15 protein-coding genes and 1 other annotated feature are annotated in these 13,883 nt (G+C 35.7%); of the genes, 14 read left to right on the top strand and 1 reads right to left on the bottom strand.

Annotated elements, in window-relative coordinates; all coding sequences use genetic code 11:
• The first annotated feature begins 33 nt into the window (after nt 1–33).
• The 13 genes from thrS to QDN89_RS09355 all read left to right on the top strand — a co-directional run bounded on the left by thrS (nt 34) and on the right by QDN89_RS09355 (nt 12,525).
• Nucleotides 34–1,983 (top strand): threonine--tRNA ligase, encoded by a 1,950-nt coding sequence (gene thrS, locus QDN89_RS09415; protein WP_280769875.1) that lies wholly within the window; start codon nt 34–36, stop codon nt 1,981–1,983.
• 313 nt (nt 1,984–2,296) lie between these two features.
• Nucleotides 2,297–4,150, top strand: a complete 1,854-nt coding sequence (locus QDN89_RS09410) for a histidine kinase (RefSeq protein ID WP_280769874.1) — start codon at nt 2,297–2,299, stop codon at nt 4,148–4,150.
• Nucleotides 4,122–4,766 (top strand): response regulator transcription factor, encoded by a 645-nt coding sequence (locus QDN89_RS09405; RefSeq protein WP_280769873.1) that lies wholly within the window; start codon nt 4,122–4,124, stop codon nt 4,764–4,766. The genes QDN89_RS09410 and QDN89_RS09405 overlap by 29 nt, the downstream gene beginning before the upstream one ends.
• Before the next feature lie 227 nt (nt 4,767–4,993).
• A complete protein-coding gene (locus tag QDN89_RS09400; RefSeq protein ID WP_280769872.1) occupies nt 4,994–6,397 on the top strand; it encodes an ethylbenzene dehydrogenase-related protein in 1,404 nt (467 codons plus the stop codon).
• The gene (locus QDN89_RS09395; RefSeq protein ID WP_280769871.1) at nt 6,397–7,008 is read left to right on the top strand and encodes a hypothetical protein; all 612 of its coding nucleotides are present in this window, start codon (nt 6,397–6,399) and stop codon (nt 7,006–7,008) included. The genes QDN89_RS09400 and QDN89_RS09395 overlap by 1 nt, the downstream gene beginning before the upstream one ends.
• Before the next feature lie 71 nt (nt 7,009–7,079).
• A complete protein-coding gene (locus tag QDN89_RS09390; protein WP_280769870.1) occupies nt 7,080–8,186 on the top strand; it encodes an ABC transporter permease in 1,107 nt (368 codons plus the stop codon).
• 15 nt (nt 8,187–8,201) lie between these two features.
• Entirely contained in the window at nt 8,202–8,870 is a 669-nt protein-coding gene (locus tag QDN89_RS09385; RefSeq protein ID WP_280769869.1) for an ABC transporter ATP-binding protein, read from the top strand.
• A 136-nt stretch (nt 8,871–9,006) separates the two neighbouring features.
• On the top strand, nt 9,007–9,945 hold the full coding sequence (gene phnD, locus QDN89_RS09380; RefSeq protein WP_280769868.1) for a phosphate/phosphite/phosphonate ABC transporter substrate-binding protein: 939 nt from the start codon (nt 9,007–9,009) through the stop codon (nt 9,943–9,945).
• An 82-nt stretch (nt 9,946–10,027) separates the two neighbouring features.
• Nucleotides 10,028–10,149, top strand: a sequence feature (ribosomal protein L20 leader region).
• Nucleotides 10,150–10,247: 98 nt separating this feature from the next.
• Nucleotides 10,248–10,751 (top strand): translation initiation factor IF-3, encoded by a 504-nt coding sequence (gene infC, locus QDN89_RS09375; protein WP_280769867.1) that lies wholly within the window; start codon nt 10,248–10,250, stop codon nt 10,749–10,751.
• 98 nt (nt 10,752–10,849) lie between these two features.
• Entirely contained in the window at nt 10,850–11,038 is a 189-nt protein-coding gene (gene rpmI, locus QDN89_RS09370) for a 50S ribosomal protein L35 (protein WP_280769866.1), read from the top strand.
• Between the two features lie 72 nt (nt 11,039–11,110).
• Entirely contained in the window at nt 11,111–11,467 is a 357-nt protein-coding gene (gene rplT / locus QDN89_RS09365) for a 50S ribosomal protein L20 (RefSeq protein WP_280769865.1), read from the top strand.
• A gap of 121 nt (nt 11,468–11,588) precedes the next feature.
• A complete protein-coding gene (locus tag QDN89_RS09360; RefSeq protein WP_280769864.1) occupies nt 11,589–11,858 on the top strand; it encodes a DUF1294 domain-containing protein in 270 nt (89 codons plus the stop codon).
• An 82-nt stretch (nt 11,859–11,940) separates the two neighbouring features.
• On the top strand, nt 11,941–12,525 hold the full coding sequence (locus tag QDN89_RS09355; protein WP_280769863.1) for a TVP38/TMEM64 family protein: 585 nt from the start codon (nt 11,941–11,943) through the stop codon (nt 12,523–12,525).
• Nucleotides 12,526–12,612: 87 nt separating this feature from the next.
• Here QDN89_RS09355 and QDN89_RS09350 read toward each other — a convergent pair whose 3' ends face one another.
• The gene (locus tag QDN89_RS09350) at nt 12,613–13,017 is read right to left on the bottom strand and encodes a sigma-w pathway protein ysdB (RefSeq protein WP_280769862.1); all 405 of its coding nucleotides are present in this window, start codon (nt 13,015–13,017) and stop codon (nt 12,613–12,615) included.
• 284 nt (nt 13,018–13,301) lie between these two features.
• On the opposite strand from QDN89_RS09350, the gene QDN89_RS09345 reads away from it, so the two are divergent.
• Nucleotides 13,302–13,802, top strand: coding sequence for a dUTP diphosphatase (locus QDN89_RS09345; RefSeq protein WP_280770104.1), 501 nt, complete (start codon nt 13,302–13,304; stop codon nt 13,800–13,802).
• The last annotated feature ends 81 nt before the right edge of the window (nt 13,803–13,883 follow it).

Raw genomic sequence — 13,883 nt, 5'->3', positions numbered from 1 at the left:
GTTATCTTGAATGAAAGAAGGAGTGTATAACACATGGCAGAAGAAGTGAAAAACAAAGTTGAATTAACGTTTCCAGATGGTGCAAAAAAAGAGTTTGATAAAGGGACAACAACAGAAGAGATAGCAGCTTCTATTTCTCCAGGATTGAAGAAAAATGCGTTAGCAGGGAAACTAAATGGAGAGGCAATTGACCTCAGAGCGCCTATTGAAATGGATGGAGAAATCGCTATTGTGACTTATGATTCTGATGATGGTTTGGATATTCTCCGTCACAGCAGTGCTCATTTAATGGCTCAAGCATTAAAGAGACTTTATAAAAACGTAAAGTTAGGTGTAGGGCCGGTTATCGAAGAAGGTTTTTATTATGATATTGATATGCCAGAAACGTTAACACCAGAAGACCTTCCTAAGATTGAAAAAGAAATGAAACGAATCATTGAAGAAAATTTGGAGATTAATCGAGTAGAAGTAACTCGAGAAGAAGCAATACGCCGATATGAAGAAATTGGTGATGAGTTGAAATTGGAACTTCTTGAAGATATTCCTGATGGAGAGAAGATCAGTATTTATGAACAAGGTGAGTTTTTTGATCTTTGCCGAGGAGTGCATGTGCCTTCAACAAGTAAGTTGAAAAAATTCAAGTTGTTAACGATTAATGGCGCTTATTGGCGTGGCGATAGTGATAACAAAATGCTACAACGAATTTATGGAACAGCTTTCCCGAAGCAGTCACAAGTAGATGATTACTTGAAATTACTTGAAGAACGTAAAGAGCGAGATCATCGTAAACTAGGGAAAGAACTAGGTATCTTTACTGTGAATCAAAAAGTTGGACAAGGACTTCCATTGTGGTTACCTAAAGGGGCGACTATTCGTCGTACAGTAGAACGTTATATCGTCGATATTGAAGAGAGACTTGGCTATGACCATGTGTATACACCGGTGTTAGGAAGTGTTGACTTGTATAAAACTTCTGGTCACTGGGATCATTATCAAGAGGATATGTTCCCTGTATTAAAAATGGATAATGAAGATCTAGTTCTTCGACCAATGAACTGTCCTCACCATATGATGATATATAAACATGAAAAGCACAGCTATAGAAACTTACCGCTTCGAATTGCAGAATTAGGAACGATGCATCGCCATGAAATGTCTGGAGCGCTAGCTGGACTTCAACGAGTTCGTGCGATGACGTTAAACGATGCGCATATTTTCTGTCGTCCAGATCAATTGAAAGATGAATTTATTCGAGTAGTTGAGCTGATTCAGGCAGTATACAAAGATTTTGGTATTGAAGATTATTACTTCCGCTTATCTTATCGTGATGCAGAAGATAAAGAGAAATATGTGGATAATGACGAGATGTGGGACAAAGCACAAGCGATGTTAAAAGAAGCTGTTGATGACATGGGTGTAGATTATGTTGAAGCCGAAGGAGAAGCGGCATTCTATGGTCCAAAACTAGATGTTCAAGTGAAAACAGCGTTAGGAAAAGATGAAACACTTTCGACTGTTCAATTGGATTTCCATTTGCCAAATCGTTTTGACCTTACGTATGTTGGGGAAGATGGAAAAGATCATCGTCCTGTCGTGATCCATCGTGGTGTCGTTTCTACAATGGAACGATTTGTCGCTTTCTTAATAGAAGAATACAAAGGGGCATTCCCAACTTGGTTAGCTCCCGTTCAAGTTCAGGCAATTCCTGTAAGTGATGTTCATATGGATTACGTGAGAAAAGTAGAGGATGAATTGAAAAAAGCGGGTGTACGTGTGAATGTTGACGTCCGAAATGAAAAGCTCGGCTACAAAATTCGTGAAGCTCAGATGCAAAAGATTCCTTATCTTCTAGTATTGGGAGATAAAGAAATTGAGTCAAACGGAGTGAACGTTCGCAGATACGGTCAAAAAGACACAGAAGAATTAAGCTTGGATCAATTTATCGAAAACATTAAACAAGATATACAACACTATTCGCGCTAGAAGGAATTTTACAAAGACGTCACTCCATTGAGTGGCGTTTTTGCTTTTCAAAAATCTGAGAGCCGATAAAATGAAGAGGTTAAACAACTTGGATGTCCTGATGAATCCGATGCTGTTTCAATTTAAGGAAAGCCTCGTATATATAATCTTCATGAGACAAAAAGTAATGAACTATGATTAGCAACTTATTTTAAAAGAATGTTTTTAAAATTGTAGAAAAACTGTCAGTTTAAGAAAAGTAGATATAGTATACTTTATGGGAAGACGACTAACCAGAAGAAGTGTCTTACCTATGAAAGGTAGTATGATATCTATGAAACGGTTATTGACTTATTTAAAAAATAAAAGTGTTCGAACGAAGATTTTAATAATGACAATAGGACTTATTTTTTTAATGGGCATGACCTTCTCTTTCGTTATGAGAGAACTAATCACTGCTAAACTAACAGAAGATTTACATTTAAGAGCGGAGACCGTTGCTAATGACTTAGCCTCAAGAAGTTCTGATTATGTCATATTAAATGATATATATAGTCTTTATAAGCTATTCGATGAAACAATATCTAATCATAATGATATTGAGTATATCTTTTTAGTTGACTCGAACCAAGACGTCTATTTAGATTCTTTTGGAGAAGAATATTCTGTTTCTGATGAGTTGTTATTTAAAAATATGATTGACTACGGTCGTGAAAGTGAAAGAGGTCCATCGCTAATTGAATTTGATTCTCCAGACGGAAAGATCCATGATGTTGCGGCACCAGTATCAAACATTAATACAGATTATATTCGAGTAGGATTAAATGAAAGTGAAATAGAAAAAGCAGTGAATGAAATGACAATCATCATTTCCTTTACAACATTATTATTAAGCGCGCTTGGAGCTCTCATTTCAATATTTTTCACAAATTTCATTTATAGAGATATGAAGCGGCTAATGAACGGAATTAGAAAAGTGAAGGACGGAGATTTATCTCAAGATATTATCATTAAATCGAAAGATGAAATCGGAAAATTAGGAGAAGAATTTAATGAAATGACAACTCATTTGTATAAACAGAAGGCCAAAAATGAGAAATACTTAGAAGACTTAAAGCGGAGAAATAGTCAACTTCTGTTATTGCAAGAGTTAGCAGTCTCGTCTTCTGATGAATTTGATTTTCAGAAGGTTTTAGATAGAGTAGTGACAAACATTGGTCTAGAATTCTCTTTAGTAACTTTTAAAATTGCTATATATTTTTCGAACCAAGAGTTTCAAGCTGTATATAACAATAAGGATTTAGCTAAAACACAATTCTTAGAAAAATCGTATATTATTGAGAAGGAAAACATCTATTATGGTGAAATAAATTGTACGTTTAACGAGAGTGTTAGCGAACATTCCGTTAAATATTTTGAGTCACTAGGAAAGCAGCTTGCGATTATTGTTGAAAATGCAAAGTTATGGAAAGAATTAACACACAAAGAAGAAATTCGCGAAAAATTATTAGAAAGGTTGATCTATGCTCAAGAAGAAGAAAGAAAACGAATTGCAAGAGAACTTCATGATGAAACGAGTCAATCATTAACTTCAATCCTTGTTAGCTTGAAACTATTAAAACAAAAAATGATTGATGACAGTCATTCAGAAGAAATTGATCAAATAAAACAAGTGGCACGACACACGTTAGAAGAAATCCACTATATATCATATTCCCTTAGGCCAAGTGTGTTAGACGACTTAGGATTAATTGCTGCGATAGAAAGGTACACAGAAGAATTCATGGGTAAATATTCTATAGATATAGATACTCAAGTCATGGGATTTAAATCGCTTCGATTACCTACGGTCATTGAAGTGACAATATATAGAGTCATTCAAGAAGCACTAACAAATATTGCTAGACATGCAAAGGCAGAAAATGTCAGTATCATCTTAGAAGCGGGAGAAAAAACTTTATCGATAATTATCGAGGACGATGGAATTGGATTTAATGTGAAAGAAATCAACCATCAAGATACATTAAAAAAACATTTAGGATTGAAAGGGATGCAAGAAAGAGTGGAATTAATAGGAGGGAAATTTTATATTGAATCACATGTAGAAATTGGTACAACGATATATATCAAAAATATATCGATCGAGAGGGGAGAATTTTTTGAGACCGAAGATCTTATTAGCGGATGATCATAGAGTACTTTTGTCAGGAATCAAGCTTTTATTAATGCAGGAAGATGTTGATATTGTAGGGGAAGTTTCCACAGCAGAAGATGTTATCCAAGAAGCGAGAAAATGGAAGCCAGATTTAATTTTAATGGATATTTCGATGCCGGTCATGGGAGGAATTGAGGCAACAAAATTAATAAAAAAAGAGTTTCCTTTGACTAAAGTTTTAATATTAACGATGTACTCAGATGAGCAATATTTAAAACGTGCATTGCAAGCAGGGGCAAATGGATATGTTATTAAAAAAGCAGTTGATTCAGAATTAGTTTCTGCTGTTCATTCAGTATTAGACGGAGATACGTATATTTATCCAACACTAACTTCTAAGCTCCTAAAAAATTATATGGAATTGCCCAAAAAAAATAATTATAATAAAACATCAGAACTATCTCCACGAGAGTTAGAAGTATTAAAGTTAATTGCTCTTGGTTTAACCTATCAAGAAATCGCGGATCAATTGTTTGTCAGTATTAAAACAATCGAGACGCATAAAAGGAGATTATCAGAAAAACTTAGTTTAAAAAAACGATCTGAATTAGTTCGGTATGCTGTTGACAACAATCTTATTACTATGTAAAAAAACTCTAGCATTGCTAGAGTTTTTATTTTTTCACAAAATGTATGACATTTTCACTTGAAAGACTCAATTATAAGGTTTTTTCCTGACGAAATGGTGAAAAGGTAAGGATTTATAGAACAAATGAAAGCGTTATTACTGAAGATATTACCTTTTTAACTGATTTTTGATCCTTATTTCTTGTGAGAAAATGTACACATATTCAATTAGGGAAAGGGGAGGTTTAGATGAAACGAATGCAAATTGCAGTTATTTATGTTCTGATCGCATCACTAGCTGTTGGTTTAACTGGTGGATTTATGTCGTCAGGAGTGGTGCAAGATGATCCAGATCGCAACATCGTTATTCCAGACGAAAGAATGACCGAATTAAAAGTAAAAGCTGCCTATAATGGAGAAGATATTTTCTGGCGTTTTGATTGGGAATCAGAAGACGGATTTTATCATGATTACCTCGTCTATGAAAATGGAGAATGGGTTCAGCACGGAGCGTCTCCAGTAGGACCGGACTTAGAAGGTGTTTATGAGGATCGACTAACATTTTTAATTGATGATGGTTCTGTAGAACACTTTAACTCAGCTGGTGGTTTTTTAACCGTCCAAGAAGGTATGCGTTATATGACAAGCATGGCTGATGCAGAAGAAGCAGCAGAACATGTTGATAGAAATTGGGTAAGAAAGTTCTTACCTGAAACAAGAGAAGATCCGACAGATTGGAGAACAGTAAAAGAAGAAGAAGAACTAGAGAAATTAGTTGACGCTGGTTACTTCTTAGACTTTTGGCATTGGCGAGCGCATCGCTCGAATCCAGTAGGACACGCTGAAGATACTCACCTATTAGAAGACCGTAATGCTGATACAGGGGATATGTTCACAACGAATTGGGATGACGAGTTAGATCAACCGCAATATATGTTTGACCCTGATACTGCTGGTAAACATGCCATGGATTGGAATAGAGTGCTTGCAAGAGATTATACGCAAGATGACTATTATTACTTAGGACCAGACAATATGACAGAATTTGACCCTGATCATGATTGGCAGGAAGGAGATACACTTCCAAGACGTCCACTAGAGGAGCCTACTGGAAGTAGAGCAAACATATTTGCTAACGGTGTTTGGGATGATGGTAGGTGGAATTTAGATTTACAAAGAGCGATGGATACAGGAAATCCTCGTGAAGATAAGATTTTTCATGAGCAAGGAAAATATGATATTGCTTTTGCTATTCATAAAAACGCAACAGGAACAAGATGGCATTATGTTTCCTTTCCATTTACATTCGCTTTTGAACGAGAAGCGGACATTCAAGTTCAAAAATTTGAAGGAGATACACCACCATGGGATGAAATAGAATGGGAAACGTTTGAAATGTTTTATCCAGGTCAAATTACATGGGATCATGCGATTAATCCAGAACAGCATGCAGGTGCGGAAGAGGTAAAAAAGTCGACGCCGATAAGTGAAGCTCATACAGAAGAAGAGTTTTCATTTTATGGTATTGAATCGGAGTTCCGAGATGAAATTTTAGGTCAGTGGATGATGACTATGGGAGCTGTATCGATCTTTGTTGTGTTATTCTCCATTGGTGTTGTTCGATCGGCGCGAATTGAAAGGAGAGATCAATAATGAATTCAGCATTTCATACAATCGTTGTCTCTCTACTCACAGGGGCATTTGCAATTAGTGTGTTAGGTATTGTCCTTAGGGTGTACGTTCAAAATTGGAAGAAAGAATGGATTCCTACAATTGGTAAATATGCAGATTTTATGGCTTGGGTTTCAGCGTTAACAGGGTTTGTTTTAATATTCGCTGCTTTAATAACAGGATTTGCCGTTTGGCCGATACACGCCGTTCTTAACAGTTCGATTTTGAAAAATAAAATTTTTACAGCGGTACTATTACTCATTTTTTGGGCGGTATTCTTAGTAATTCGTTATAAATTCAGAGAGCGTATTTGGCAAAGTGCAACGTTAAGTGTGTATTACTTTCTTTTAGGAGTAGGTGCATTTTTCTGGGGAGTTGTGACGAATTCTATAGGTGGCGATGTGGCAGGAAATTCCAGCGGATTTGAATATATTGTTCATCTTATCGGAGTGGATACTCGTTGGTCTTTTTACCTACCAACTTGGATGTTATTTATCCTTGTAGGACTTGGAGTTGTGGCAGCATTTGTTCCAAGTTTCTTTAGACAAGATCAAAAACAAGCACCTAAAGACTTTAAAGCAAAAGAAATGTAAATAGGATAGATGAAAGCTAGGAAGGTCTGTTAAGGCCTTCCTCTTCATCATCATTGTCAGGGGTTTTAACGATGTATATTGCGATTCGGGAAATTAAAAAACATCCTTTTCGGTCATTTTTAATTTTATGTTTAATTTCATTAATTGCAGCATTGGTACTTTTATTGTCAGGTTTATCCGAAGGACTTTCCAAAGGCATGAATGGGGCAATAATAAATGTCCGAGGAAATTTAATTGTGATGGACGAAGAAGCAGAAGGAAACATTTCTCGAAGTTTGTTACCTTTTGAGATAGCGGAAGGGTTGCACTACATGCCTGCAACAGACGAAGCAGCACCATTAGGTCACCGACCGACAGTAGTTTATACTAGTGATCATCAAGCGAATGTCGCTTTGTTTGGTTATACGCCTGATACGATTGGTGCACCCTCGGATTTAAATAGAGGTAGGCTTCTAAAAGAGGGGGATCAAAATAAGGCAGTTGTTGATAGGTCCTTTTTAGAAACCTTCGATTTAGATCTAGGAGACTCTTTTCGAATCCAAGAACAGTCTTCACTTATAGAAATTGTTGGCGTCACCGGTGATAATCGATTTTCTATGCAACCTACGATGTTTATGTCTCTTGATGAATGGCAGTCATTCCAACCGGATGATATCAAGGATCTCGTGACGATGATTGTGGTGCAAGGACCGCGAGAACTTACCGATGAGCAGGCAAAAGAAGGAATGGAGCATATTTTGTTAGATGGTCTTCATGTAGACACACGTATGGGAGTGGCGATGGGCATTCCGGGTGTTTCTGAGATGTATCTCGTTCCAGAGCTTTTAAAATGGATGTCTTATGGGGTTGTAGGTGTAATTTGTTTTGTGTTTTTCTATATCCAGCTTATACATCGCAGGTCTCAATTTATTGTTCTAAAGGCACTTGGTGCTGATCAATATGACTTGTTTAAAATCGTCTTAAGTCAAATATTGCTTCTAGTATTAGGAGGAATGATTGTAGGGTTTAGTATTTCTTACGTTGGTCATTTGATGATGCCACCATCTCTCTCTGTTCAGATGCCAATGGAAACAGTTTTAGCGAGTGGTCTACTTTTTGTACTTGCATCATTTAGTACACTGCCATTATTTTTAATATATTTAAAAAATCTACCGAGCGATCCTGATCGTACGTTATAAAGGGAGAGAAATCTCATGTCTGCTATCACATTATCAAATGTATCAAAGGAGTATACTGATGGTTTAGTCAATCGCACGGTCATCAAAAATCTTTCTATAGAAGTGAGTTCTAATCAGTTTATAACTATTCATGGACCTAGCGGAAATGGTAAAAGTACATTATTAAAAATGATTAGCGGGCTTATTCAACCTACGAGCGGAACGTGCGTAATTCTCGGAGCTAACCCATATAAAGGACAAAAAGGAGTAAAGTGGCGAGCTAAAAATATAGGTTATATTTTTCAAAACCATTATTTACTTCCTGAATTAACTGCTTTGGAAAACGTTCTATATATGGGAGCTTTGGCAGGGTGGAAAAAAAAGATTATTTTACCAAGAGCAAAACAAATATTTGATTATTTATCCATTAGTAAGCAACATAATTCTTTACCAGAAACACTTAGTGGTGGAGAAAGGCAACGTGTAGCGATTGCAAGAGCAATTATTAATGATCCACCAATTCTTCTTGCGGATGAACCGACTGCTTCATTAGACCGTGACAGGGCAGATGAGCTTTTCGATTTGTTACTGGAAATGAGTAAAAAACAGGGGAAGACCGTCGTAATGGTTACTCATGATGAAAGATATAGAAATAAAGGGGATGCCTCTTATCTGTTAAGTGGACAAATTCTGGAGAAATATTAATAAGTGTATTTGCGAGATCTTTTTTTCAGCTTATTACGATAAAAATAGTGAAATTGTAAAAATATCGTGATAATTTATGGATTAAAAAGCAATTATTAATAATATAATGGAGGGAAGAACACAGGGGGAGGATTTGATGATGTGGAATAAAGTCACTTACTTTATTATTGGAATGTTGACTATATCCATCGTTATTTCAGGTTGTAGTTTATCAGAAAAATCCTTTGCAGAATTAAAAATTAGTAATGATGTACAACAAAAAGAAGTTTTTATTGATGGGTATTCAGACAGTAATGAAGAAGCATTGAAATTTGCAGTTGTCTCCATCTTATCACTCAGTGAAACTCAACGAACTTATCAGCCTTTTATCGAATATTTAGAACATGAATTAGATAGACCAGTGAAAATTATTCAAAAACAAACGTATGGAGAAGTTCGGGCTCTTTTTGAAGAGGGGAAAGTAGATGCGGGGATAGTATGCGCTTACCTAGCGGTCATTGGTGAAAATAAAGAAATTATGAAGGGGATTACAACTCCAATTAAAGAAGATTCATCAACATTTACATCATATATCATAGTAAACGAATCTTCAGAAGCGGAATCACTGTCGGATTTGCAAGGAAAAAGTATGGCTTTTTCCGATCCTCTTTCTTATTCTGGATATCTTTACGCTGAGTATGAGACATTTTCTGCTGGTTATGAGTTAGATGAATTCTTTGGAAGCACGCATTTTACTTATAGCCATGATAATACGATTAAGTCAGTGTCAAAAGGTTTGGTGGAAGCAGGGGCAACTCACAGCGGTGTATTTGATGAACTGAAGAATCAAAATAACCCAATAGTTGATAATATAAAAATCATTGAAAAAGGTCCTTATGTAGGAAATAGTCCTGTTATCATCAATCCCGATATTGATGAAACTTTAAAAAAAGATTTAGAAAAAACAATTTTAACGATGCATGAAGATCCATCTGGGGAAGAAGCTTTGAAACTTTTAGGTATTATGGGTTTTGAACCTTTTAATAGAGATCTTTTTAATCCTATTCAAGAGATGAAAGATGACTTAGAACAATAAGAATAAAATAATTAGTATTATAAACTGTTTGACATGTCTATCTGAATATGATAAATTAATTCAAGTGAACAATAACTGGAAACAAAGCAAGAAGAAGCGCCCGCTTCTCACCTGATTGACAATGAAGTTGACAGGTTACGATTTTTTACTAACACGTATTAGAAGTGTGGGCGGTTTAACAACGCCACGCTTTTTTTTGTGTCTTCATCAACCCTTATATTAAGAGTTTTGGTGATTGATGTAGAGGAATATCTTGCTTTGATCCGCAATTATCATGGAGGTGGCTCAATATTAGTAAGGATATGTTCGTAAACGAAAACATTCGCGCTCGCGAGGTACGTTTAATCGGCGCAAATGGAGATCAAATTGGTGTGAAGTCAAAACAAGAAGCTCTTGAGATGGCAAGAAACGCTGAACTAGATTTAGTTATGGTCGCGCCGAATGCCAAACCACCCGTTTGTCGTGTCATGGATTACGGGAAATATCGTTTCGAGCAACAAAAGAAAGAGAAAGAAGCTCGTAAAAAGCAAAAAATTATTAACTTAAAAGAAGTTCGCTTAAGTCCAAATATTGATGAGCACGACTTTAATACAAAGCTTCGTAATGCTCGAAAGTTTTTGACTAAAGGTGATAAAGTAAAAGCAGCTATTCGCTTCCGCGGACGTGCGATTACTCACTCAGAACTTGGTAGAGATGTTCTCATGAAGCTAGCAAAAGAATGTGAAGATATCTCAACTGTTGAATCGAAACCTAAAATGGAAGGTCGTAGCATGTTTCTTATTCTTGCACCGACTGCTGAAAAATAGATCGATTCTATGTCGACCGATTTAATCAAAGATACACGATTGAAGATTCACCCAACCGACAACAACAACAACGAATACTCGGACAGGAGGAATTTAAAATGCCTAAAATGAAGACTCATAGTGGTGCTGCAAAACGTTTCAAAAAGACTGGTACTGGTAAACTTAAACGCGGACATGCGTATACAAGTCACTTAGCAGCAAATAAATCACAAAAGCAAAAGCGTAAGTTGCGTAAATCTGGTCTTGTAAGCAAAGGTGACCAAAAGCGCATTGGAGAAATGATCTAAAACTGATCGAAATAAATGGAACGTCTTTCGTAAAACAACTACGAATAATTTGACTTAAAAGGAGGGATTACGATGGCTAGAGTAAAAGGCGGGTATGTTGCACGTCGTCGTCGTAAAAAAGTTTTAAAACTTTCAAAAGGGTATGTAGGTTCTAAACATAGATTATTTAAAACAGCACAAGGACAGGTAATGAAATCTTTCCTTTATGCTTACCGTGACCGTCGCCAAAAGAAGCGTGACTTCCGTAAGCTTTGGATCGCTCGTATTAACGCTGCGGCTCGCATTAACGGTCTTTCTTATAACCGTTTCATGCATGGTCTTAAGCAATCTGGAATTGACATGAACCGTAAAATGCTTGCAGATTTAGCAATTCATGATGAAAAAGCATTTGCTGATCTTGCTGAAAAAGCTAAAACAGGTTTGAAGTAATTTATAAATCACGTTGAAAGGGTGGCACAAAAGATTGTTAATCTTTTGCGGTCGCCCTTTTCTTTTGAATGACGCACATATAGTGTTTAGCGTGGATTTAATTTTGAAGGAGCTTCATACGATGGATTATGTATATATTGGATTAATAAGTTATTTTATTATTATTAATCTAACGGGTATCATTTTGATGATCGTAGATAAACGCAGATCAAAACAACGGGCTTGGCGTATTTCAGAAAGTAAATTAATCATGATTGCGGTATTTGGTGGTGCAGCAGGAATGCTCGTAACTTCAAGAATGATTCGACACAAAACAAAAAAAATGAAGTTTTTAATCGTTTTTCCGTTGTTCATAGCGATCCATTTAATCGTCGTGTTATATTGGTTTTAAGTAGTGGAGGTGCTTGTATTATTTAAAAGCATGACCCGCTTTATTTATTCATAGACTTTAATGAGAGGAGGATGACTGCATCATGGAATCATTCAACGAAGCTATTCCTCGAATCATAGAAGAAGCAGGCTGGCTTGCACCGGTTTTGTTTATATTGTTACATTTGATTAGGCCATTATTATTTATTCCTGTTATTGTTGTTTGTATTGCAGGAGGCTACTTATTTGGTTTCGTTTATGGAACTCTATATTCAATCATTGGTCTATCACTCATGAGTTTATTTTTCTTTAAACTTGTAGATATTTTCCCAGCATTGAGAGGTAGGGTTCTCAGACTTAAGAAAAAAGTATTTAAAGACCGAGTCATGTCTATTGGACAAGTAATGATTTTAAGAATGATGCCGTTTATTCATTTTCATTTATTGTCATTATATTTAATGGAAATGACCTCATCATTCAGAGAGTACATGCGTTATTCGGTTGTAGGCGTGATCTTACCTTCGATGTTATATACAGCATTTGGTCAAGTAATTACGGAGATGCCTTGGTACTTGTCAATTGTCTTTTTTGGAAGCCTTGCTCTTTTATTTTCATATTTAGGAAAACGAGGGACTGCGGTGTATAAATGGGACCGTTTTTTTCCCCGAAAAGCGATAGAAAGAGGATAAAATAACGAACCTGTACTCCTCAAAGAGTACAGGTTTATTTGAGTGGAATAAAAAAACTCGCAGCTAGAAAAACCTACGAGTTCTTGATTATTTTCTATTCCGTTCTAATCTTTTTAACAATTCGTGGATCGGACTACGCCATTCGATTTCTGCTTTTGGATAGCGAAGGAGTAGTTCTTTCTCGATAAACTGGAAATCACGTCTGCTTAATCCTTGTAAGTGATCTGTATCTTCAGTCCATACAATAATTGTTGTTACTTCAAAAGAATCATCGGCAGCTCCAAGAAACTTCTCTCCTTCAAACATCACATTACCAAATGTAAATGAAACGTTTTTTCGAACGTTATCCGCATCGTCTAATAGATAGAACTGACCTTGACGATGAGCAACTTCCAGCTTGCGCCGTGGATCAAGTAAGTATTTGACTATACTAAATATAATGATTCCCACAGCAATTAGAAGGAATATGCGAAACAAGATCACGGTTATCATGATCATCTCTCCTTCATCAGGAATTCTATTAAGAATTCCAGTTTATTTGACTTAATCATGTCTCTAATTGTTAAAATGAAAGGTGTCTTGATATATGCTACGATTGATCATGATATAAAGTTTCAAAAATATTTATTCTCTTATATTAAGAGTACGGGACATTTCATTTCAAATCAATGTTATCTTAATTCTTAAGAACTTTATAATTTGATAGAACAAAAATGGAGAAGTCATCTAAAGTATAATGAAACGGGTAACAATAAATCAAGAGGAAGGTGTTTATGATGAATTTATTTAAATTATTCCACATGCAAAAGGAATTGGATAACTATATTGAAACGAAACGTCAGTTAAAAGATGAATCGTTATTAGAAAGGAAGCTATTAGCCTTCCAAGTGGAGTTAGCTGAATTAGCGAATGAAACAAGATCGTTCAAATTTTGGAGCGATAAAGATCCTTCCCCAAGAGAAGTAATCCTTGAGGAATATGTTGATGGTATCCACTTTCTATTATCTGTAGGTATTGAATATGGTTATGACGAGGAGTTAAATATTGACTTTCTCAATCCGATGAGCGCAACGAATAGTGATATAGTAGACACTTTCTTTCAAATTATGGAAGATATTCTTCTCGTGCGAAAGGACGAAAAAAAAATAAACTACGAAAAGCTATTTCAAAACTATCTCATGCTAGGAGCGAAGTTAGGTTTTAGTTCTGAAGCAATTGAAAAAGCTTATATGCAAAAAAATGAAGTGAATCATCAACGTCAAGATAACGGATATTAATATATTTATTTCGATTGCCGAAAAAAATTGAGAAAAAAGGTTGAAATCGTTATACTATAAAGAGTACATAAATTTTAGAAA

The organism is Salipaludibacillus daqingensis (genome assembly GCF_029891575.1).
GTDB classification, from domain to species: domain Bacteria; phylum Bacillota; class Bacilli; order Bacillales; family Salisediminibacteriaceae; genus Salipaludibacillus; species Salipaludibacillus daqingensis.
This window is presented reverse-complemented; position numbering and strand designations above follow the sequence as displayed.

Coding starts and splice junctions, on each gene's coding strand:
- thrS (WP_280769875.1), top strand. CDS start 34: ATGGCAGAAGAAGTGAAAAACAAAGTTGAATTAACGTTTCCAGATGGT.
- QDN89_RS09410 (WP_280769874.1), top strand. CDS start 2,297: ATGAAACGGTTATTGACTTATTTAAAAAATAAAAGTGTTCGAACGAAG.
- QDN89_RS09400 (WP_280769872.1), top strand. CDS start 4,994: ATGAAACGAATGCAAATTGCAGTTATTTATGTTCTGATCGCATCACTA.
- QDN89_RS09395 (WP_280769871.1), top strand. CDS start 6,397: ATGAATTCAGCATTTCATACAATCGTTGTCTCTCTACTCACAGGGGCA.
- QDN89_RS09390 (WP_280769870.1), top strand. CDS start 7,080: ATGTATATTGCGATTCGGGAAATTAAAAAACATCCTTTTCGGTCATTT.
- QDN89_RS09385 (WP_280769869.1), top strand. CDS start 8,202: ATGTCTGCTATCACATTATCAAATGTATCAAAGGAGTATACTGATGGT.
- phnD (WP_280769868.1), top strand. CDS start 9,007: ATGATGTGGAATAAAGTCACTTACTTTATTATTGGAATGTTGACTATA.
- infC (WP_280769867.1), top strand. CDS start 10,248: ATGTTCGTAAACGAAAACATTCGCGCTCGCGAGGTACGTTTAATCGGC.
- rpmI (WP_280769866.1), top strand. CDS start 10,850: ATGCCTAAAATGAAGACTCATAGTGGTGCTGCAAAACGTTTCAAAAAG.
- rplT (WP_280769865.1), top strand. CDS start 11,111: ATGGCTAGAGTAAAAGGCGGGTATGTTGCACGTCGTCGTCGTAAAAAA.
- QDN89_RS09360 (WP_280769864.1), top strand. CDS start 11,589: ATGGATTATGTATATATTGGATTAATAAGTTATTTTATTATTATTAAT.
- QDN89_RS09355 (WP_280769863.1), top strand. CDS start 11,941: ATGGAATCATTCAACGAAGCTATTCCTCGAATCATAGAAGAAGCAGGC.
- QDN89_RS09350 (WP_280769862.1), bottom strand. CDS start 13,017: ATGATAACCGTGATCTTGTTTCGCATATTCCTTCTAATTGCTGTGGGA.
- QDN89_RS09345 (WP_280770104.1), top strand. CDS start 13,302: ATGAATTTATTTAAATTATTCCACATGCAAAAGGAATTGGATAACTAT.